This is a genomic window from Saccharopolyspora shandongensis (assembly GCF_900106995.1).
Lineage (GTDB): Bacteria > Actinomycetota > Actinomycetes > Mycobacteriales > Pseudonocardiaceae > Saccharopolyspora > Saccharopolyspora shandongensis.
Genome location: NZ_FNOK01000037.1, coordinates 66,082 through 85,869, shown reverse-complemented (window position 1 = coordinate 85,869; position 19,788 = coordinate 66,082). Strand labels below are relative to the sequence as shown.

Annotated in this window: 18 protein-coding genes and 2 pseudogenes; 6 read left to right on the top strand and 14 right to left on the bottom strand. The window is 68.1% G+C overall.

What is annotated here, in order from left to right; all coding sequences use genetic code 11:
* Positions 1 to 63 precede the first annotated feature (63 nt).
* The 6 genes from BLW84_RS30645 to BLW84_RS30620 form a co-directional block, all read right to left on the bottom strand.
* Positions 64 to 798 carry a GntR family transcriptional regulator gene (locus BLW84_RS30645; RefSeq protein WP_093272312.1) on the bottom strand — a complete coding sequence of 245 codons (735 nt, stop codon included), beginning with the start codon at positions 796 to 798 and terminating at the stop codon, positions 64 to 66.
* A 47-nt stretch (positions 799 to 845) separates the two neighbouring features.
* A complete protein-coding gene (locus BLW84_RS30640; RefSeq protein WP_093272310.1) occupies positions 846 to 1,787 on the bottom strand; it encodes an amidohydrolase family protein in 942 nt (313 codons plus the stop codon).
* Positions 1,784 to 2,797, bottom strand: a complete 1,014-nt coding sequence (locus BLW84_RS30635; protein ID WP_093272307.1) for an aldo/keto reductase — start codon at positions 2,795 to 2,797, stop codon at positions 1,784 to 1,786. Before BLW84_RS30635 ends, BLW84_RS30640 begins: the two co-directional genes overlap by 4 nt.
* A complete protein-coding gene (locus BLW84_RS30630; protein ID WP_093272305.1) occupies positions 2,794 to 3,606 on the bottom strand; it encodes an SDR family NAD(P)-dependent oxidoreductase in 813 nt (270 codons plus the stop codon). Before BLW84_RS30630 ends, BLW84_RS30635 begins: the two co-directional genes overlap by 4 nt.
* 102 nt (positions 3,607 to 3,708) lie before the next feature.
* The gene (locus BLW84_RS30625; protein ID WP_093272302.1) at positions 3,709 to 4,032 is read right to left on the bottom strand and encodes an L-rhamnose mutarotase; all 324 of its coding nucleotides are present in this window, start codon (positions 4,030 to 4,032) and stop codon (positions 3,709 to 3,711) included.
* Positions 4,033 to 4,069: 37 nt separating this feature from the next.
* Positions 4,070 to 4,936: a fumarylacetoacetate hydrolase family protein gene (locus BLW84_RS30620; RefSeq protein ID WP_093272299.1), complete on the bottom strand. Its 867-nt coding sequence runs from the start codon at positions 4,934 to 4,936 to the stop codon at positions 4,070 to 4,072.
* Positions 4,937 to 5,135: 199 nt separating this feature from the next.
* Here BLW84_RS30620 and BLW84_RS30615 point away from each other — a divergent pair, with 199 nt between their 5' ends.
* The 3 genes from BLW84_RS30615 (at position 5,136) to BLW84_RS30600 (ending at position 9,529) form a co-directional block, all read left to right on the top strand.
* Positions 5,136 to 6,578, top strand: coding sequence for a sugar porter family MFS transporter (locus tag BLW84_RS30615; RefSeq protein ID WP_245761501.1), 1,443 nt, complete (start codon positions 5,136 to 5,138; stop codon positions 6,576 to 6,578).
* Between the two features lie 338 nt (positions 6,579 to 6,916).
* Entirely contained in the window at positions 6,917 to 8,005 is a 1,089-nt protein-coding gene (locus BLW84_RS30605) for a mandelate racemase/muconate lactonizing enzyme family protein (protein WP_093272294.1), read from the top strand.
* A gap of 96 nt (positions 8,006 to 8,101) precedes the next feature.
* Complete coding sequence (locus tag BLW84_RS30600; protein WP_093272291.1) at positions 8,102 to 9,529, top strand: MFS transporter; 1,428 nt, start codon at positions 8,102 to 8,104, stop codon at positions 9,527 to 9,529.
* A 200-nt stretch (positions 9,530 to 9,729) separates the two neighbouring features.
* Here BLW84_RS30600 and BLW84_RS30595 read toward each other — a convergent pair whose 3' ends face one another.
* The 3 genes from BLW84_RS30595 to BLW84_RS30585 all read right to left on the bottom strand — a co-directional run bounded on the left by BLW84_RS30595 (position 9,730) and on the right by BLW84_RS30585 (position 11,756).
* Positions 9,730 to 9,960 carry a hypothetical protein gene (locus BLW84_RS30595; protein WP_245761500.1) on the bottom strand — a complete coding sequence of 77 codons (231 nt, stop codon included), beginning with the start codon at positions 9,958 to 9,960 and terminating at the stop codon, positions 9,730 to 9,732.
* A 20-nt stretch (positions 9,961 to 9,980) separates the two neighbouring features.
* Positions 9,981 to 10,982 carry a hypothetical protein gene (locus BLW84_RS30590; protein ID WP_218157539.1) on the bottom strand — a complete coding sequence of 334 codons (1,002 nt, stop codon included), beginning with the start codon at positions 10,980 to 10,982 and terminating at the stop codon, positions 9,981 to 9,983.
* Positions 10,983 to 11,069: 87 nt separating this feature from the next.
* The gene (locus BLW84_RS30585; RefSeq protein ID WP_245761499.1) at positions 11,070 to 11,756 is read right to left on the bottom strand and encodes a DUF1990 family protein; all 687 of its coding nucleotides are present in this window, start codon (positions 11,754 to 11,756) and stop codon (positions 11,070 to 11,072) included.
* A gap of 145 nt (positions 11,757 to 11,901) precedes the next feature.
* Here BLW84_RS30585 and BLW84_RS30580 point away from each other — a divergent pair, with 145 nt between their 5' ends.
* The 3 genes from BLW84_RS30580 to BLW84_RS30570 all read left to right on the top strand — a co-directional run bounded on the left by BLW84_RS30580 (position 11,902) and on the right by BLW84_RS30570 (position 15,459).
* On the top strand, positions 11,902 to 12,150 hold the full coding sequence (locus BLW84_RS30580) for a hypothetical protein (RefSeq protein ID WP_093272286.1): 249 nt from the start codon (positions 11,902 to 11,904) through the stop codon (positions 12,148 to 12,150).
* Positions 12,122 to 12,844, top strand: coding sequence for a DUF1990 family protein (locus tag BLW84_RS30575; protein ID WP_093272283.1), 723 nt, complete (start codon positions 12,122 to 12,124; stop codon positions 12,842 to 12,844). The genes BLW84_RS30580 and BLW84_RS30575 overlap by 29 nt, the downstream gene beginning before the upstream one ends.
* Before the next feature lie 677 nt (positions 12,845 to 13,521).
* The gene (locus tag BLW84_RS30570) at positions 13,522 to 15,459 is read left to right on the top strand and encodes an aconitate hydratase (protein ID WP_093272353.1); all 1,938 of its coding nucleotides are present in this window, start codon (positions 13,522 to 13,524) and stop codon (positions 15,457 to 15,459) included.
* A 611-nt stretch (positions 15,460 to 16,070) separates the two neighbouring features.
* Here the strand turns inward: BLW84_RS30570 and BLW84_RS30565 are convergent.
* The 5 genes and pseudogenes from BLW84_RS30565 to BLW84_RS30550 form a co-directional block, all read right to left on the bottom strand.
* A complete protein-coding gene (locus tag BLW84_RS30565; protein WP_218157538.1) occupies positions 16,071 to 16,337 on the bottom strand; it encodes a hypothetical protein in 267 nt (88 codons plus the stop codon).
* A 261-nt stretch (positions 16,338 to 16,598) separates the two neighbouring features.
* Positions 16,599 to 17,817, bottom strand: a pseudogene (locus BLW84_RS30560) (IS3 family transposase).
* A 276-nt stretch (positions 17,818 to 18,093) separates the two neighbouring features.
* Positions 18,094 to 18,750, bottom strand: coding sequence for a hypothetical protein (locus tag BLW84_RS30555; protein ID WP_093272281.1), 657 nt, complete (start codon positions 18,748 to 18,750; stop codon positions 18,094 to 18,096).
* Between the two features lie 75 nt (positions 18,751 to 18,825).
* Positions 18,826 to 18,960: a hypothetical protein gene (locus BLW84_RS49995; protein WP_268951971.1), complete on the bottom strand. Its 135-nt coding sequence runs from the start codon at positions 18,958 to 18,960 to the stop codon at positions 18,826 to 18,828.
* Positions 18,961 to 19,051: 91 nt separating this feature from the next.
* Positions 19,052 to 19,783: pseudogene (locus tag BLW84_RS30550) on the bottom strand (IS630 family transposase); the annotation flags it as partial.
* Positions 19,784 to 19,788: the final 5 nt, after the last annotated feature.

Sequence of the window (19,788 nt, the reverse complement as noted above, 5' to 3'; positions counted from 1 at the left end):
GACGACCGAAATGCCCGCCTGCTCGGCACGAACGCGCAGTCGAGCTCAGGCTGACGAGCACGCTCATCCAAAACTTGGCGGCTCCTGGCGGCTGCGTTGCCGTTCGAGGCTGCGTTCCAGATGTTCTGTCATCGCCTCGGCGGTGCGGTCGGGGATGCGGCGCAGTACGGCTCGGACGATTCGTTCGTGCTCCGCCAGAGTCTGTTCGCCCGCGCCCGGGATGCTGCTGAGCCGGAAAATGTGGAGGTGGGAGTGGAGGCGTTCCACAGCGTCCGCGAGCAGGGGGCGTCCTGCGGCCTCCGCGAGAGTGTTGTGGAAGCGCTGATCGAGTACCGCGAACTCGCGGTACTCGGCGTACCGGCTGCCGGAGCCTGGCCGGAACCGCATGTCCTCGACGATCTGTTCGAGCTGGTCGAGCTGTTCCTCGCTGGCGTTGCTGGCGGCGAGGGCCGCCGCCTTCGGCTCCAGCAGCAGCCGCATCTCGAAGAGCTCTTCCAGGTCCTGCGGGGTGAGCAGCTCGGTGGCTCGGTACCCGGCCTGTGAACGCTTCACGACCAGGCCGTCGGATTCCAGCCGGGCCAAAGCCTCACGTACCGGGGTGGGTGACACCTGGAGGTCACGGGAGAGGGCCTCGATTCCGACCCGGGCTCCGGGTGCGATCTCGTGGTCCATGACCATGGCCTTGATGGATTCGTAGACGCGGTCGGCGAGGGCCTGCCGCTGCGGCGACGTCTGGCGAGCCGAGCGGTCCGCTGGTTCTACCCGGTGCCGGGGACCGGGGAGGTCTTCCGACAACATCCGACCTCCTCGGCTGGTGGAATGTGCGGCGTACGGACGCGGACAGTTTATTGATCGGAGAGTCTCTGACGGGATAGCACCTGGCGTTCCAGGCCGTAGACGCGGCGTGCGTTCCCCGCGAAGACGGCAGCCCGCTCCGTTTGCGAGAGCGTGGCGCTGAGCTGTTCCGCGACACCAACGACGGCTGCGTACTCTGCCGCCAGAGTGCACACCGGCCAGTCGGAACCGAAGAGGATGCGGTCGGGACCGAAAAGCCGAAGGGCGTGCTCGGCGTACGGCCGCATTCCCTCGACGGTCCAGTGCTGCCAGTCGGCTTCGGTCACCAGGCCGGAGAGCTTGCACTCGACGTGCGGCAGCGCGGCGAGCCGGGCGAGGTCGTCGGCCCAGGGCCGCAACGCACCGGAGGCCACCGGCGGTTTGCCAAGGTGGTCTAGCACGAACCGGCAGCCGGGCAGCGCGGCCGCGGTCTGCACGGCGGCCGGCAACTGCGTCGGGGTGACGAGCAGTTCGTAGACGAGTCCGGCCTCGGCAACCGCGCGCAGACCCCGGCGTACGTCGGGGCGGCACAGCCAGCGCGGGTCGGGCTCGTCCTGCGCCTGGTGTCGGATGCCCGCCAGACGCCGCCCACCGGGCAGCTCCCGCAGTGCAGCCAGACGGTCCGCGATGGCGGGGTCGGTGAGATCGGCCCAGCCGACGACCGCCGCGACCGGCCCGGGGCCGGCCGCCAGGCGCAGAAGTTCGGCGGTCTCCCGCTCGTCCGGCACGGTCTGCACGACAACGGTGTGGTGTACCCCGGCGGCGCGGGCCTGCGGCTCCAGCTCCGCGAGGAGGAAGTCGCGGCGAAGCGGCCGCAGGGCTTCTCCGGTGATCCACGGCTGGTCTCGCACCGACAGATCCCACACATGGTGGTGCGCGTCGACCCGGCTGTCGGCGCGGGTGGTGTCCGGACAACCGCCGTCGTCGCGCCCGTCCGCTGGCCGCCCCGTCACGAGGTCACCTCCGGCACGGCGGAGCCCTCGGGTAACAGCCCCTTCGCCGCCAGGTCGGCCCACAATTCCTCGGGAACGGGTGCTCTGACCGCCGCGATGTTCTGCCGCACCTCGTCCGGGGTGCGCATACCGGCCAGTACCGTGCGCACCACCGGATGACGGCCGGGGAACGCCAGTGCCGCAGCGGCCAGGGTGACGTCGTGACGGGTGCAGACCGCCGCGATCCGCTGTGCTCTGCGCAGCAGGTGTTCGGGGGCGGCGGAGTAGTCGAAAGGGGCGCCGGGCCCGGGGGCGGCCAGCAGACCGCTGTTGAACACCCCGGCGCCGACGATGTCGACGCCCCGCTGCTGGCAGAGCGGGAACAGCTCGCGGGCGGCCCCGGCATCCAGCAAGGTGTATCGACCGGCGATCAGCAAGCAGTCGACGTCGGTCTCCCGGACGAAACGGGCCGGAACGGCGGTGTGGTTGGTGCCGACGCCGACAGAACCGACCACGCCTTCCGCGCGCAGTCGTTCCAGCACCGGATACGCCTCGCCCAGGGCCTGTTCGACGTGGTCTTCGGGGTCGTGCAGGAAGACGATGTCGACGTGATCGAGACCGAGCCGCCGCAGGCTCTCGTCGAGAGAGCGCAGCGCGCCTTCGCCGCTGTGGTCGGTCACCCGCACGCGGTTGGGAGTGCCGTAGAACCCGGCGATGCCCTGGACGTCCGCTGCCGGCCCGTCGTGCGGGACGAGCAGTCGGCCGACTTTGGTCGACACCACGTACGAGCCACGCGGTTTGTCGGCGAGAAAGCGGCCGAGCCGCTCCTCCGACAGGCCGACGCCGTAGTGCGGAGCAGTGTCGAAGTAGCGGATGCCCGCTTCCCAAGCGGCCTCGAGCGTGGCGTGCGCTTCATCGTCACCGAGTGGTGCGTAGAGGCCGCCGAGCGACGCCGCACCGAAGCCCAGACTGGTGACGGGAAGCCGGGCGCGGCCAAGGAACCGCGTGGGGAGCCTGCCGTCCGCGCTCATGGTGCGTTCACCGGCTCAGCCGGGCGCAGCCGCAGGCCCTGCATGCCGCCGTCGACGGCGAGGGCGGTGCCGGTGGTCGCCCCGGCGAAGGGGCTCGCGAGGTAGCAGACGGCGGCGGCGACCTCCTGCGCGGAGACGAGTCGGCCGGTGGGCTGGCGGGCTTGGAGGGCGGCCCGTTCGGCGGCCGGGTCGGCGGCGGCGTCGAGGAGACGGCCGACCCAGGGGGTGTCCACGGTGCCCGGGTTGACGCAGTTGACGCGCACGCCCTCGCGTACGTGGTCGGCGGCCATGGCTCGGGTGAGTGCGAGCACGGCGCCCTTGCTGGCGCTGTAGAGGGCGCGCTGCGGCAGACCGGCGGTTGCCGCGATGGAACAGGTGTTGACGATGGCGGTGCTGCCAGGCCGAGCTGCCGCACCGCGCCGCAGCCACGGGAGGGCGGCGGCGCTGACCCGGGCGATACCGATCACGTTGACGTCGAGGACATGCCGCCACTGCGACTCGTCGTTGTCCTCGACCGTGCCTTGAGCGCCGATGCCCGCGTTGTTGACCAGGATGTCGAGGCGTTGGAAGCGCTCGCCGACAGCGGCCAGCGCCGCCTGCACGGAGGCCGTGTCGCTGACATCGCAGACCTGTCCGTGCTGCCCGTCGGGCACGTTGTCGGTCGTGAGGTCGAGGACGCAGACCTCGGCGCCGCGGCGGGCGAGGTCGGTCGCGATGGCGAATCCGATGCCGGAGGCACCGCCGGTCACCGCGGCCACTAGCCCACCGAACTCGGCGTCGGGTGCGATTTGTTCCGTCTGTTCTGCCATGAATGCTCGCTGTCCTTCGTCCGTTCGTCATGGGGTAGCGTCGGCGCGTTGTGCGTGCCGTGAAACCGGTGGGTGCGCCGGTGCCGGCCATGGCTGGTGTGCCTATTCCATGAGGAAGAGCTGTTGCATGCCGGTCCACCACTCCCCCGGCGCGGCTTCCTCGACCGGCTCCTGACAGGGGTCGGTGAGTTTCCACCACTCCTGCGTGGCCTCGTCCGCGGCGACCGCGGCGAGATCCGCCGGCAGGTCATCGCCGTGGTACTCGAAGTAGCTGAAGAGCCGGTCGCCGAGCAGATGGATCGAGTAGTTGGCGATGTTGCTGCGCCGCAATCGGTCGAGCACCGGCCGTGGGACGTTGCGGTGCAGTTCCCGGTATTCGGCGAGCTTCTCGGGTCGTACTTTGATGACCTGGGTGATGCGTTGCATGCCGGGCTCCCTCCGGTGGCCGCGGGCTCGGCCGGTTTCAGCCGACGCGCGCGTCCCGCAGTGTCTGACGCTGGTGGCCGAGCCGGTCGATCTCCAGCTCGACGATGTCGCCGGCCTTCAGATAGGGAAACCGCCCGGAGAGCGCGACGCCTTGGGGCGTGCCGGTGTTGATGACGTCACCGGGGTCCAGGGTCAGATAGTGGCTGAGGTGCCAGACGAGTTCCTGGACACCGAAGATCATGTCGGCGGTCGAGGAGTTCTGGCGTGGCTCACCGTTGACCCGGCTGCGCAGCGTCAGGTCCTGCGGGCCGCAGGGTAGTTCGTTGGCGGGTACGAGCCAGGGCCCGAGTGGGTTGAACGTCTCGCAGGACTTGCCCTTGGACCACTGCCCGCCGGACTCGGCCAGTTGGTAGGTGCGTTCGGAAACGTCGTGCGAGATGGCGTAGCCGGCGATACAAGCCGCGGCCTCGGCTGCCGACGATAGGTATCGAGCAGGCCGCCCGATGACGACGGCGAGCTCGACTTCCCAGTCCACCTTCTCCGCGCCCGGGGGCAGCAGTACATCGTCGTAAGGGCCGACGATCGTGTTGGGGTGTTTGAAGAAGAGGATCGGGGCGGTCGGGGGCTCGCTGCCGGACTCCGCGGCATGAGCCGCGTAGTTCTGTCCGATGCACACGACGGCCGTCGGGCGGGCGACCGGAGCTCCAACCCGTAGCCGGTCAGCATCGGGGAGCAGCGGGAGGGTGCCCGCCTCCAGTGCGCGCCGGACCCGGCTGATCCCGCCGTCTGCGAGGAAGGCGCCGTCGATGTCGCGGGTGACGGGCGTCAGATCGCGGATCGCCCCCGTGTCGTCGCGAACGGCCGGGCGTTCCCGGCCCGTTTCCCCTAGTCGCATGAGTTGCATACGGACACCCCTTGAGCTCGCGCTATCGCTCCGAAAATCCTATAGGAAAACGCGTGGCTTTGCGAACCCCCTACCTCGACTGGGCGCCGCAAGACGGCGAAACCTGGTGTATCAGAACCCTTGACTACACCGCAGGCCTCATGCGTAGTCTCCCCGGAGCATATTTCCTATAGGAAAAAATTGGGTCTCGGGAGGACAGATGGTCGACTCTTCGCGGTCCGTCGACACGGGGCGGCACTCGCCGGGCCCGAAGCAGGGCCCAGGTCCGGGCCCGCAGCAGGACGACACCCCCGCCTCCGCCGCGGCACCCATGCCGCGTTTCGTCAAGGCAGTCGCCGTGCTTGGCGGCATGGCCGGCCTGCTGTACGGGTACGACTCCGGCGCGATCGCGACAGCACTGCCCTTCGCCACCGACCAATTCGGGCTCTCGCCGACTCAGCAGGGACTGGTCACGAGCCTGATCCTGCTGGGCGCGCTCCCGTCGATCGTGGTCGGTTCGCTGGCCGCCAAGCGCTACGACCGCCGGCACCTACTCCTCGTCGCCGGCGTCATCTTCATCGTCGGCTCGCTGGGCTGCGCCTTCTCGGTCAGCGTCGCCACCCTGCTCATCTCGCGCTTCGCCCTCGGCCTGGCCGTGGGACTGGCCAACATGTTCGGCTTGATCTACCTGACCGAGCTGGCCCCGAAGCGCACCCGCGGCATGATCAGCGCTCTGTACCAGCTCAGCGTCAACATCGGCATTCTCGCCGCCTACGGCACCGGTGACGCCCTGCGCAGCTCCGGCTCGTGGCAGTGGATGCTCGGACTGGGTGCACTGCCGGCGGCCCTCTTCCTGGTCGGCATGCTGCTCAGCCCGGCGAGCCCGCGTTGGCTGACCCTGCGAGGCCGGGACGCCGAGGCACTCCAGGTGCTGCAGCGGTTGCGCATCTCGACGTCCGAGGCCGACGCCGAGGCCGCCGAGATCCGGCGGAGCCTGAGCCGGCAGGAGGCCGGGCTTCGCGAGTTGCTGCGCCGCTACCGCCCCGCCATGGCCATCGGCCTGACCCTCACCTTCTTCCAGGTCTTTACCGGCATCAACGCCGTGGTCTACTACGCACCAACGGTCTTCGCCGACGCCACCGGCCATTCCCCCGACACCGGGATCATCGCCAACTACAGCGTCGGCGGCGCCCTGGTGCTGTCCACCGCGCTGTCCCTTCCGCTGATCGACCGGCTCGGCCGGGTGAAGCTGCTCGCGCTGAGCCTGGGAAGCCAGGTACCGCCGCTGGTCCTGCTGGCGCTCTTCCCCCACCAGTCGGTGCTCGACGTCATCTGCGTCTTCGTCTTCACCTTCGCCTTCGGTTTCGGCCTCGGCCCGGTGTTCTGGCTCTACGTACCGGAAATCCTGCCGCTGCGCGCCCGCGCCCTCGGTATGGGCGTGGTCACCTTCACCCAATACCTCTTCAACTTCCTCTTCTCACTGACCTTCCCCGATCTGCTGGGCGCCATCGGCTTCTGGGTCTTCGGCATCTACGCGCTGCTGTCCGCGCTCGGCCTGGCCTTCGTGCTGACCCGCGTACCGGAGACGGCGGGCAGGTCCTTGGAGGACATCGAAACCACCTGGCGGCAACAGGCCGAACCCGCCTCGGTGCCAGGCACCTGACCAGGACAGCAACCCCAGTACCGGCCCCGATCAGCAGTACAGGACAGCGAAAGCGGTCAGAGATACCGCGAGAGCAAGGGCAAGGAGTGACGCATGCGGGTCGCGCTGCTCGTGACGTGCGTGAACGACACGCTGTATCCCGGCACAGGGATCGCGGCAGTCCAGCTGCTGGAGCGGCTGGGGGTGGAGGCGCATTTACCCCGCCACCAGCGACATCGAACTCGACCGCACCGAAAGCGTCCACAGTCCCCGCACCCTCGACGTCGTCCTGCTGGCCACCTGACCCGGCCCGCACGCCCTCCGTATCGAACGCCGCAACCCTCCGAAAGGCCCGCTCGATGACCACCATCACCAAGGTCGACACCCGGCTCGTCAACATCGAGCCCGAGGCGCTGCGCACCGACGCCACGCAGACCTTCGTACGCCAGGAGACAATCCTCGTCACGGTGGAGACCGACGACGGACTGCGCGGCACCGGCTACTCGTACACCATCGGCACCGGCGGTTCGTCCGTCCTGGCGCTGCTGCGCGACCACCTCGCGCCGACCCTGATCGGCTCCGACGCCCGCGACATCGAAGCGATCTGGGCCAAGTCGCTCGCCTCGACGCGCGCCACCGCTTTCGGCGCTCTCACCTCGCTCGCCCTGGCCGCGGTCGACACCGCGCTGTGGGATCTCAGGTGCCTGCGCGCCGAGGAGCCCCTGTGGCGCCTGGCCGGGGGTGCGCACGACCGGCTGCCGGTGTACGACACCGAGGGCGGCTGGCTCCATCTGACCACCGAGGAACTCGTGGCCAACGCCGTGAAGTCGCGCGCCTCCGGACTGCGCGGTGCCAAGTTCAAGGTGGGCAAGCCGACCGCCGGGGAGGACGTCGAGCGGCTGGCAGCGGTCCGGGAGGCGGTCGGCCCCGACTGGGAGATCATGGTCGACGCAAACCAGTCGATGACCGGCGCCGAGGCCATCCGACGCGCCCGCACCTACGAGTCGCTCGACATCGCCTGGTTCGAGGAACCGCTGCCCGCGGAGGACGTGGCCGGACACCTGCGGTTGGCCCGCTCCACCACCGTGCCCGTCGCGGTCGGCGAGTCGATCTACAGCGTGGGGCACTTCGCCGAGTACCTGGCTGCTGGTGCCGCGGGCATCGTCCAGGTCGACGTGGCGCGGGTCGGCGGTATCACGCCGTGGCTGAAGGTCGCGCACGCCGCGGAGGCGTTCAACGTCAAGGTCGCGCCCCACTTCCTGATGGAACTGCACGCCAGCCTGGCCTGCGCCGTCCCGGCTGGCATGTACGTCGAGCACATCCCGCAGCTCGGCTCGATCACCCGCAGTCCGCTGCGCATCGAGAACGGCTGCGTCATACCGCCAAAGGCTCCCGGCCTCGGCATCGAGTGGGACGAGGACGCCATCGCGAATCTGCGGGTCGCGTAGCGGACGGCCCGCTCAGTCCCGTCACCCCCCCGTTACCGGTATCGACCGGGAGACCGTTCGCACTCCGCTCTCCACTTCTCCGCAAAGGAGCAGGAAATGGCAGCATCTCAACACGCGCCCAGCGCCGTCCCGGACACGTCGATGAAGCGCGTCATACCCGCTGCACTCATCGGTTCGGCGCTGGAGTGGTACGACTTCTACCTGTACGCGGTCGCCTCGGCACTCGTCTTCAACAAGATCGTCTTCCCTGCCCACGACGCATTCGTCGGCACGCTCGCCGCGTTCTCGACCCTGGCCCTCGGCTACTTCGTCCGGCCGCTGGGCGGCGCGCTCTTCGGCAGCCTCGGAGACCGGCTCGGCCGGCGCCACGTGCTGGTCGTCACCTTGCTGGTGATGGGCGGTACGACCGTGCTGATGGCCTTCCTGCCCACCTACGAACAGGTCGGCATCTGGTCACCGGTCATGCTGGTGGTGCTGCGCATCGTCCAGGGGCTCGGCGCCGGGGCCGAGTTCGGCGGTTCCGCGGTCCTGTCCGTGGAATTCGCCCGGCCACGCCGTCGCGGTCTGCATGGGGCATGGCCGGCGTCGGGCGTGTACCTGGGGCTGCTGCTAGCGTCCGCAGCCATGGGTGCGGTCGCGAGCCTTCCGCCGAATGAGTTCCTGGCCTGGGGCTGGCGACTTCCGTTCGCCGCGAGCGTCCTGGTCATCGTCCTGGCACTGTTCATCCGGCTGCGCCTGCAGGAGTCACCGGCCTTCCGCGAGGTGGACCGCAAGGACGAGGTGGCCAAGGCGCCGGTGCGGGAGGTGCTCGCTCAGGAGCGCCGCGGCGCGCTCGTCCTGATCGGCACGCAGAGCGCCCAGACGGTGATGGCGTACCTCTTCCTGACTTTCATCACGTCCTACGTCAGCGACACCCTCCACATGGACGGCTCGGCCGGGCCGTTCGCGGTGACGGTCGCCGCGCTGGCAGCGCTGGTGGCGATGCCGCTGTTCGGGGCTCTTTCCGACCGGTTCGGCCGCCGCCCGGTGCTGCTGTTCGGCACGGTCTTCTGCGCGCTGTACGCCTTCCCGTTCTTCTGGATCATCGACACGACGCGCAGCCGATCCGGCCTGACGGTCGCGCTCGTCATCGGGCTCGGCCTTGGCGTCGCCGCGATGTTCGGCCCGCAGGGCGCCTACTTCGCGGAGCTGTTCTCTGCCCGGGTGCGGATGACAGGGCTCACTTTCAGCCGAGAGATCGGCGGAGCCATCGCCGGCGGGCTCACGCCGATCATCGCCCTGACACTCGTGGAGTGGGCCGGCGGCCGCTCCTGGGCGGTGTCGCTGTTCGCCGTGCTGGCGTGTTTGGTCATCGGACTACCCGCGGTGTGGTTCGGCCCGGAGACCAGGGGGCGCTCTCTGCTGGCCTCGACCCGCGCCGATCTGGAAGCTTCCACAGGCTCCTTCGCGGACGAGCGGCCCACGACGCCGGTGAACGCCGTTCAGCCCGACGAACCGGCGCTGCGGCCGCACGAGCGCCACTGATCATCTCGTTCCCACCTTCGGCGGGATGACCGGCGTAAGGATCGGCATGCCGGAACCGGGATATTCCTGCGGTTTCGGCGAGAATCGTCGCTGCCGCGCGTACCCAGTCGACTTTCCCATGTTCTGCAACGGATATCGCCCCTGATTAACCGTGGCCGCCGCGCACCGTCACCGCACGCATCGCGACAAGGCAGGGGCGTTCAGGATGAGCCGTCGCTGCCGCAACCAGGCTCCGTCCGCAGCCTGGACACGATCCGGTAGTCGACGTGAACCTCGCGGTATGTGACGCCCGCGAGAACGGGGTCTGGGAGGTGGGTGCGCTCGCTGCCGGACGCCGACTCCTCGCCGGGATGGCCTGTGAATTCGACCTGGGTGTCCGGCACTTCGTGAAAGCGCATCTCCCGCGCGTACACCATGCTGGTGAACGTCACCTCCGCTGCTCCATCGACGGTCACTGGTTTACATCCCGTCCAGTCGGTCTGGGCCGCTTGGGAGGCTCCCGCCGTGGCCCGCCTGACGCCCAGCGTTCGGTGGGTGTGCCGGCCTGGGCGCCACGTCTGGCTTTTCCCCCTGCTCGCTCCCGTGGGCGTTGACCGCCCTTGGTGGGACGGCTCGTGTCCTTGTCACCGACGGCTTCCCCGACATCTTCGACCGCTTGGTCCACAGTTCGTCCGACCTGTTCGACGGCGCCTCTGGTGGTTTCGCCCACCTCTTCGACGGTCTCGCCGACGTCTTCGACCGCCTCACCCGCACCGCGCCCGACCTGCTTGACCGCCTCACCAGCACCTCCCCCGACCTCTTCGACCGCCTCACCCGCACCGCGCCCGACCTGCTTGACCGCCTCACCTGCACCTCCCCCGACCTGCTTGACCGCCTCACCAGCTCCCGCACCGATACCCTTGGCCGCCGACTCCACGCCCCGGGTCACGTGTTCGAGGATTTGCGGGTTGCGGTCGATCGTCTTCAGCACTCGGTCCAGGATCGCGGCGACGTTGTCGAGGCGAACCTTCAACAGCGCCTGCGCCTCGACGCCCTTGATCTCGAGCGCTACGCGCCCCAGTGCCGCGTCCACCCCGACATTGAGCTTGAGCAGGTCCAGGACCTCGGCTTGCAGGGACACCCGGGCGCGGAGATCCTCGACCTCGAGGCTGATCTCGTCCACTTTCAGGACAGGGACGTCCAGGAAAACGTCCGGCGGCTCGTTCGCCTCGCCGCCTAGCTCGAGTTCGTCGTAGCTCTGCTGTTCGTCGGTGTCGCTATCCTCCGGCTCGACCTCGAACCGGTCCTCGCCGGGTTCTTCCGATGCACCCTCGGACATGTCTCCCACACCCCTGAAATGTCCTGGAGGTTCGTGACGCCGTGCCGCCAAGGTAAACCCGCAACGTCGCGGGCACCGGGCAACGAGCGACCGGAAATCTGCCGGTAGCCGGCCGTGAGTCGTCTGGGCGGCCATAGCTGCCACACGACTCACGGCCCGTTTCGCCACCGCGATCCAGGGTTGGTGCGGCTGAACCGCCCCTTTTTGTGATGCAGCCCTGGCTCAGGGGCATGTCGACGTTGAATCCGGACCCGCTCTCGGTTCCCGGGCGCATGTGGTCGTGCGGCGCGTGTGGATATGGACGCCTCCGCGTGCTCGGCCGTGGGCGAGGTCGGCGGCGCGCAGACAGCAGCGCACCCACATGTTGAGTTGCATTTCCTTGGCCAGCCGCGCTCGTGCGTAGAGCAGATTCACCAGCCGGGTGCTGGGGCGTGCCCAGGCTTCGATCTCGAATCGAACCGCCTTTTCCTCCGGCCGGGCGCGGAACTCGATCTGCCCGGCTTCGAGGTGCCCCCGCAGCGTCACCATCCGAAACGAAGCGTCCTCGCAGGCCACAACCCGGACCGGCGCGTTCCACGGCCCCGGCATCCGGACCACGAGCTCGTCACCGACCCGCAGACCACCTTCCCTACCTCGGGTTCGTTGCACCGTCGCGACCTCGCGCGGGAAGGCTCGGTTGAGATCAGTCATGACCACCGCCATCAACGTGGGGGCGTCGAGGTCGCCGGCCTCGATCCGCACGCTGAAGGTGCGGTGGAACAGCTGGCCGGTCCCATCACCGACCAGCTGGCAGCGCTCGTCGATGAGGTCATCGGGCAACGCAGGGGGCAGGTCCGACTCATCTCCGCACTCCTCGCTCCGGTGCAGCGGCGTGATCTGCCACAGGTAGCGCCACGAGATCAAAGCCATGCCAAGCAGCAAACGCGCCACCGCGAGCGCGCGGCGGACGAAAGAACCCTTGGACGCCACAACGGCACTCCTTTCGCGTGGATTGCCCGGGCCGGGCATGCTCGTGTCATGCCCCGAAACGCCAGCGATGACACGGGGAGGACCAGTGGTCGTTCGGGCACTGCACCAGGTCGGGCTGCGCAGCACCCATCTGCAGGTGCTGTCGCTGGGGTCGGTTCTGCTGTGCTTGGGCCTGTGGGTCAGGGCCAAGACCGTCGACGAGGAACAGCGCGGCAACGCCGAGCGCCGAGCCCTGTTCACCGGTTTGTGGCCACCAACGCTGTGGTCGATTGGTGCTTCACTGCACGAACTCGAACGAAGTCGCGATGCGCGCTCGACTGCTCCGCGGCGTTGACTACGTCTCAGCTCTGGGGAACTTGCGGCACCGCCAGGTGAATTTCACCGCTGAGCAAGTCCAACCGCCGGAATGGCACTTCGACACCTACCGCCAATACCTCGCGCGCGAACGACCAGGCCCGCCGGAGCCCGGCGGCGCCTGGGAGATCGCCTGCCGACTCGTCCGGGACTACGAGTTCTCGGTGCCTGCGATCGTCCGTGCCGTCTACGACGGCCGTGACCCCCTGCTGGGGCGGGACATGCTCCTCGAAGGGCGCTTCCACGGGTTGCGCTTCTACATGGGCGTGCGTGTGACCCATGTGGTCGACGAGACGCGTGGTGGCTCGCAGCAGGTGTGGGGCTGGGCTTACGCGACGCTCGAAGGCCACCTCGAGCGCGGCAGAATGAGCTACGAACTCGTCAAGGACCTGGAGTCCGGCGCGGTCGAGTTCGTGATCACCGGCTTCTCGCAACGCTCGCCCGCCCTGGGCCCGATCACCCGGCTGGGCTGGTTGCTGTTCGGCCGCCGCACCCAGCTGCGCTTCTACCGCCAGTGCGGCGCACGCCTGCGCAGGCTAGTGCAAGACCGCCTCACAGGCGCCACCGCAGCGGCGACCGTCCTGCACGAGGGAGACCTGGTGCTTGCGCCCTCCGGCATCCACCCCACCGCCGGCGATCTGCTCACCGTACGGTGGCACCATCCGGGTATCTGAACATCACGAGTTGCCGGTGAGGTCCAGCATCGCGAAGATCCACCGCCGCAGGTGGAAGTGGCCCGCCGACTACGCCCGCGCTGAAGTCACATCCGAGGTGCTCTCCACGGAGATGGCAAGTGAAGGCGTACAGCAATCAGATCCCGCTTCCACATTCGCTACGCCGAGTCCGCGGTTCGTCAAGTTACGCATAGTTGGGGTACCGGATCTGTTTCACGAAGAACCCACGCGCAACTCACGGCGAGGCGACTCCGCCGAGATAGGCAGGCGATGCCGCAGCCAATGAGCCACATCAAGTCTGGCGGCGTGCGAGAGAAGCTCCTCATCAACAGCCCCTCCGACGACATTGCCGCCACCGCCCGTCTGACCAGCAGCGTTGTCCCCCGCCGTGCGCAACGCTGTCGGACTTACACCCACGTCTTCAGCACCTCCAAGCCCGAGGCTCGACTCGAAGATCCACCGCTGGATCCACCAAGGGTGCCACGTACATCGCACCCCAGCCGCAGCGCCAGGGCAAGCGTCGGATTAGCACGCCCTTGGGCGACCGCAGAGAAACAACGAACGCGCGAGCTGCCGCCCCCGGTCGGGCACCTGACCCAGGAACGTGAGCATCGTTTCACAGATCGACATACTGGGTAGGTCTGAAGTGGTGTGCCTATGTCAGGAAGGAGATGTCGATGGCTCGCAACCTTGCCCACAAGCTCATTGCCTCGCACCTGGTCGACGGCGATCTCTCGCCCGGCATGGAGGTGGCCATCAGCATCGATCAGACCCTGACCCAGGACGCCACGGGCACGCTGGTCATGCAGGAAATCGAAGCCCTCGGGATCACGCGCGCCCGAACCGAGATCAGCGTGCAATACGTGGACCACAACCTGCTCCAGACTGACGAGAAGAACGCCGAGGACCACGAGTTTCTCCGGTCAGCTAGCCAGCGCTACGGCCTGTGGTTCTCCAAGCCCGGCAACGGCGTCTCACACCCCACCCACATGCAGCGCTTCGGTCTTCCCGGCAAGACCATGGTCGGCTCCGACTCGCATACCTGCGCGGCCGGCTCGCTGGGGATGCTCGCCATCGGCGTCGGAGGCCTGGAAGTGGCGCTGGCGATCGCCGGCCACCCCCTGCGGGTGCGGATGCCCGAGATCTGGGGCGTGCGGCTGACCGGAGAACTCCCGCCGTGGGTCTCGGCCAAAGACGTGATTCTGGAGATGCTGCGCCGCCACGGCGTCTCCGGCGGTGTCAACCGCATCATCGAATACCACGGCCCCGGGTTGGGCGGGCTCACGGCGATGGACCGGCACGTCATCGCCAACATGGGCGCCGAGCTGGGCGCGACCACCACGGTGTTCCCCGCCGACTCCGCAGTCCGCGACTTCCTGCGCGCCGAGAGCCGCGAGGACGACTTCCGGACGCTGGCCGCCGACGCCGACGCGCCGTACGACGTCGAGGAGCACATCGATCTGACCACGCTGGAACCGCTGATCGCCCGCCCCTCCGCCCCGGACAACGTCGTACCGGTCCGGGAAGTCGCCGGGACCGAGATCAGCCAGGTCGTCATCGGCTCCTCGGCCAATCCCGGCCTCCGCGATTTCGCGATCGCCGCAGCGATGGTCCGCGGCCGCCAGACCGACCACGCGGTCAGCTTCGACATCAACCCCACCTCGCGGGAGATCCTCGAAGACATGACGCGCATGGGGGCCACGTTCGACCTGATCGCGGCCGGGGCGCGAATCCACCAGTCCGGCTGCATGGGTTGCATCGGCATGGGACAGGCACCCGCGGTGGGGCGCAACTCCCTGCGCACCTTCCCGCGCAACTTCCCCGGCCGCTCGGGCACACGCGGGGATTCGGTGTGGCTGTGCTCTCCGGAGACCGCGGCCGCCTCAGCGCTCACCGGCGTGATCACCGACCCGCGCGACCTTGACCAGGACTACCCCGAACTCGCGCTCCCGGAAAACGCCTCGGTCAACACCGCCATGCTCGTACCACCCCTTCCGGAAGAGCAGGCACGCGCGGTGGAACTGGTCAAAGGGACCAACATCTCCGCCCTGCCGGACTTCCCACCGCTGCCCGACAGGTTCGAGGCGCCGGTCCTGCTCAAAGCCGGTGACAACATCTCGACCGACGAAATCTCGCCGGCGGGCGCCAGTGCCCTGCCGCTGCGTTCCAACATCCCCGCGCTGGCCGAGTACACCTTCACCCGGATCGACACCGACTACCCGCGCCGCACCCGCTCCCATCCCGAGGGCCACATCGTGGTCGGCGGGCACAACTACGGGCAGGGCTCCTCGCGAGAGCACGCCGCGATCACACCTCGCTACCTCGGACTCCAAGTGGTGATCGCGAAGTCCTTCGCGCGAATCCACTGGCAGAACCTCGCCAACTTCGGCATCGTGCCACTGGAGTTCTCCGAGCCCAGCGACTACGCCGACATCGGCACCGACGACACCCTCGTCCTCGACGGCCTGCGCGAGACCCTATTGACCGGCGACGAACTCGACGTACGCAACACCACCCGCAACCGAACCTTCCGAGTACGACACCGCCTATCCCCTCGACAGGTCGAAGCGGTGATCGCAGGCGGCGTGATCCCCCTACTAGCTTCCCGCACCTGAACGCCGGAAACCCGACGCAAAGGCGGAACCGACATGCGCAACCACACGCTGTCTCACGGACGCAGGTGGCGCGGCCCGCCCAATCGTGTCCTTCGGCGAATCTTGGCATGCCGACCCCGCCTGCGCCCAGCACGGCGGCGGACGCGGTCAACTCGACATGTCCGCTCGCGTGATCTGGCTGCTCCCGACCGCCTGTTGCGTCGTGCAAGGAGCATGTCTCTGAGAAATATCGCAAGAACCCGACGAGGACGCTTCGACACGGAACTGTCGCTTAAGGACGACGAGATCAGGCCTTCCATACTCGAGTAGCTCTTCAAGTCGGTGCCTCCTCGACCCGCTCAAGCTCAAGGGACATCGCACTGGGGACGTCGCACTGGAGTCACAGCCAAGGACGTCTGAGAGAGGATTGGTTGGGCTGTCAAAGAAGTCGGGCGCGCGGCGCGCGAGGCATTCGAAGGCGTAAGGCGAGAAGGCCTGCGTGACAGCTCCGGAGGCGCCGGCACGCAGGTCCGACGCGGGCCGAGCAGTTGAAAGTAACGCGACACCGTCGGGGACGCGGCACAAACGCTCCATCAAGGGTTCGATCCCCCCGGCGTCGACCAGCCAGTCGTTCACGAACGTCCCGCTGCCCGCACCGCTGCGACCACCCCATCGACGATCAGGGCTAGCAAGAGGACTACGAGCAGCACCGGGCCCAGAAGCAGTGCGAGGGCAACAACGAGGACAAGGATGATCTTGGTCTTGAAGCTCAATCCGAAGACCGCCGCTTTGATGGCTCCCCACAGTGGGTTCTTTCCCTTGAGTGCCGCCGAAATTCCTTTCAACGCAGCCTTGATGCCCGGCGAGGCGTTTGCGATGGCGTCGGCGAGTTTGTTCATCCAGTGATGGAACTTGTGCGACGCGCTCGCAGAGATCCCGGCGATCAGGGCATGAAGAACTCGCCAACCCGTTCGTTTCAGCCAAGATATGGCAGCCTTGAGCGACGGCTTCGACGGGGCATGGCTACTTCCGGAACCGCTACCAGTCGTTTCCGTCGGCTTGCGGTTACCCTGCCTGGCCTTGGTTCCGAGACCGTCATGCGGCGCCATATCAAGGCACTACCCAAGCCTGGGCCTTGCCCCCGGATGTTGGACACGGGGTTATGCGGCTTCGGGCAGCGTAGCCGATGACGGGATCAGACTGTCCTCGTAGGCAATCGGGGATCGCTGACCGAGATAGGAATGACGACGACGGGTGTTGTAGCGGTGAAGCCAGCCGAACGCGGCCAGCCGCGCGTCACGTTCACTGTCCCACCACCGGGCGCCCTGAAGGGTCTCACGCTTGAAGGCCGCGCTCAGGCTCTCGGCGGCGGCGTTGTCCGCAGAGCTTCCCACCGCACCCATGGACTGGGTCACTCCAGCTTCCCGGCAAGCGTCGGCGAACGCCCGAGAGGTGTACTGCGCCCCGTGATCGGCGTGAAAGATCGCGCCGGCCAGGCTGCCCCGGGTGCGTTCGGCGGCCCGCAGGGCGTCGATGACCAGCTCGGTGCGCATGTGATCGGCGATAGCCCAGCCGACCAGCCGGCGCGAGCACAGGTCCATCACGGTCGCCAGGTAGCAGAACAGAACGTCCCGTCAGCGATCGGCAGATAGGTGATGTCACCGACATAGTGGGTGTTCGGCGCCTCGGCGGTGAAGTCCCGCCGGATCAGATCAGGGGCCTTGGCCGCCGCGGGGTCGCCGATCGTGGTGCGGTGCCGGCGACGCAGCCGCAGCCCGGAAAGCCCGATCCCGTGCATGACCCGGGCGACCCGCTTGTGGTTGACCAGGTGCCCAGCCTCCCGCAGTTCGGCGGTGATGCGCGGAACGCCGTAGGTGCCGCCTGATTCCCGGTGCACCACGCGGATGCGCGCCGCCAGACGATCATCGGCAGCACTACGAGCTGCTCGGTCCGCCGCGGTGGCTTTCCAGTGGTAGAAGCTGGACCGCGCGACACCGATGACCTGGCACAACCGCTTCACGCCGTAACGGCGCTGATGGTCGGCGACGAACTGGAAGCGGTTCACCAGCGCGTCTCCCCGGCGAAATACTTGGCCGCCTTGCGCAGGATCTCGCGTTCCTCTTCCAACTCGCGGACCCGCTTGCGCAGCGCGGCATTCTCGCTCTCCAGCGTGCCGGAAGCCGGTGCGGCCGCTGAGGTTTCCGTGGTCTCGTTACGCGGTCCGGCGCCTCGTCGGTCATCGATCCGGATCCAGCTCCGCAACGTCTCGGCGTTGACCCCGAGATCAGCGGCCACCGCGGCGATCGTCGCACCAGGGCGAGACCGGTAGAGCGCGACCGCTTCAGCTTTGAACTCCGGCGGGTAGTGCTTCATGACCATCTGTGCAGGACTCCAGTCCACCCGGACCATCAAGATCCAAGTGTGTCAGGTGTCCAACACCCGGGGTGAAGCCCCGACAGTGACGGGCATACACGTACTGCCACCCATTCAGCCCATCCACGACCGACTCTCGGGCGAGGAGACCGCGTGCCGTTGTAGCGAGTGCCGTGACCGCATAGGTTCGCCGGGTTGCCGGTTGGGACGGGTGGCCTGGTGCGCTCTCGCCGCGGTAAGGGCACGATCATCAGCCTGGCCGCGGCTGAAGCAGATCCGCTCCTATGACCGCGGTGTGCTGGCCCAGCGCCACGTGGTGAGACGAGGGTGCCCCGGCAGTTCGGCGCGGCCGGTGGCCCACAACAGGGTGAGCCAGGGATCCGCGCCGTCCGGAGCCTCTGGAAACAGACGGGCGAGCACCCGCGAGCAGAGAGCGGAGGGCGGGGTCCAGGCAAGCCCGAAGCCTTCCGCCAGATCGTGCATGTGTACCAGCGTCTCTACCACCCCCATCGCCGCGAAGCCTTCGGGGTCCGACACCCCGGCGCCGTGGTGGGCGCGGACCTGGGGCGGCGTGGTACGCACCATGGCGACCAGCAGCGCGCCGCACGCCTCCAGCACCTGCACCAGGCCGGCCGGACCCGCAGCACGGTCCGCGAAGAGGAATTTCGCGGGTCCGTCCGGCCTCTTCTGGCTCAACGCGAAAGGCACATGGGTGTCCAGCGGTGGGCTCTGCGGCCCCAGCTGCACGGCGTAGTAGAACAGGTCGTTGGCGAGGTGCTCGGCGGTCTCCCAGCAGTCCCACTCCAGCGAACCGGCCTTGCCGCCCCACCCCTCCGGGGGTGCGTCCCGAAGGATGCCCACGGCGAGCCGCACGGCCAGGTCGACGTCGTCCGCGGTGACGGGAGACAACACTGATCCGGTTTCGACTGATCGAGACATCGCAGCACCGTATCGCGAGGGAAGAGGGCAACCCCTTCCAGCTAGTGCGCTTTGAGGGTGCGCCGGTTGGGGTGATCAGGCTGCTTGGGCGCGGGGGCGGCCCCAGCGGATGCCCTTCTCGCTGCGGATGCGGGCGCGTTCGCGTCGTTGGGCGGTCAGGACGTCGGGGTGACGGGCGTTCTGGTTGCGCCAGCGCAGGTAGCGGTGCAACTGGGGTTTGGACGGTGTGGTTGGGATGGTTCGAGTTGGCGAGGGTGAACTGCCGCAGCGGCCCGAAGTGCGCCTCGATCGGGTTCGCCCAGGACGCGTTCGTCGGGGTGAAGCACAGCTCGACCTTGTTCCGGGCCGCCCAGCGCAGGATGCGCCAGTTCTTGTGGGCGGACAGGTTGTCCAGGATCACGTAGATCGGGGCGCCGTCCGGACGGGCCGCCCGGATGCTCTTGAGCGCGGCCCAGGAGGGGCCGATGCCCTTGCGTCCCCGGTTGATGCCCCACAGGGTGTCGTCGCCGACCGAGTAGCAGCCATGGGAGTAGGTGACGCCGTGGGTGCGGTGGAAGGTCGCCGGCACCCGGTCCGGCTTGCCTCGCTCGGCCCAGCAGGAGCCGGCGGTCGGGCGGATGCCAAGCGGCCCGAACTCGTCGAAGGCGAAGGTGCGGTCGGGGCGCTCGGTCAGCGCGTACTCGATCCGGTCCAGCTTGGCGTCGAAGTCCGGGTCGGTGGACTCCTTCCACGTCTTGGTGCGCTGGAACGTCACGCCCCGGCGGGCCAGTAAGCACCGCAGGGCCTCGCGGCCGATCCGTATCCGACGAGCGACGTTGCGCCGCAGATGGTCGGCGAGCTTGCGGACCGACCACCTGGTGAAGGGCTTGCCGAGTCTGGTGGGGCGGGTGGTGGCCGTCTCGATAACGAAGTCCTCGTCGTCGGCGTCAAGCAGGCGGGGACGGCCTCCCGCCCATCGAGGGTCCAGGCAGGAGAGCCCGATCTCGTTGAAGCGGTGGATCACGTCACGGACGGTGTCCTCGTCCGCCTGCACGAGAT

Excerpts from the sequence above, each read along its gene's own strand:
- BLW84_RS30645 (WP_093272312.1), bottom strand. The coding sequence starts at position 798 with ATGTTGTCGGAAGACCTCCCCGGTCCCCGGCACCGGGTAGAACCAGCG.
- BLW84_RS30635 (WP_093272307.1), bottom strand. The coding sequence starts at position 2,797 with ATGAGCGCGGACGGCAGGCTCCCCACGCGGTTCCTTGGCCGCGCCCGG.
- BLW84_RS30630 (WP_093272305.1), bottom strand. The coding sequence starts at position 3,606 with ATGGCAGAACAGACGGAACAAATCGCACCCGACGCCGAGTTCGGTGGG.
- BLW84_RS30625 (WP_093272302.1), bottom strand. The coding sequence starts at position 4,032 with ATGCAACGCATCACCCAGGTCATCAAAGTACGACCCGAGAAGCTCGCC.
- BLW84_RS30620 (WP_093272299.1), bottom strand. The coding sequence starts at position 4,936 with ATGCAACTCATGCGACTAGGGGAAACGGGCCGGGAACGCCCGGCCGTT.
- BLW84_RS30615 (WP_245761501.1), top strand. The coding sequence starts at position 5,136 with ATGGTCGACTCTTCGCGGTCCGTCGACACGGGGCGGCACTCGCCGGGC.
- BLW84_RS30605 (WP_093272294.1), top strand. The coding sequence starts at position 6,917 with ATGACCACCATCACCAAGGTCGACACCCGGCTCGTCAACATCGAGCCC.
- BLW84_RS30600 (WP_093272291.1), top strand. The coding sequence starts at position 8,102 with ATGGCAGCATCTCAACACGCGCCCAGCGCCGTCCCGGACACGTCGATG.
- BLW84_RS30590 (WP_218157539.1), bottom strand. The coding sequence starts at position 10,982 with ATGGCCGCCCAGACGACTCACGGCCGGCTACCGGCAGATTTCCGGTCG.
- BLW84_RS30585 (WP_245761499.1), bottom strand. The coding sequence starts at position 11,756 with ATGGCTTTGATCTCGTGGCGCTACCTGTGGCAGATCACGCCGCTGCAC.
- BLW84_RS30575 (WP_093272283.1), top strand. The coding sequence starts at position 12,122 with ATGCGCGCTCGACTGCTCCGCGGCGTTGACTACGTCTCAGCTCTGGGG.
- BLW84_RS30570 (WP_093272353.1), top strand. The coding sequence starts at position 13,522 with ATGGCTCGCAACCTTGCCCACAAGCTCATTGCCTCGCACCTGGTCGAC.
- BLW84_RS30565 (WP_218157538.1), bottom strand. The coding sequence starts at position 16,337 with ATGAACAAACTCGCCGACGCCATCGCAAACGCCTCGCCGGGCATCAAG.
- BLW84_RS30555 (WP_093272281.1), bottom strand. The coding sequence starts at position 18,750 with ATGTCTCGATCAGTCGAAACCGGATCAGTGTTGTCTCCCGTCACCGCG.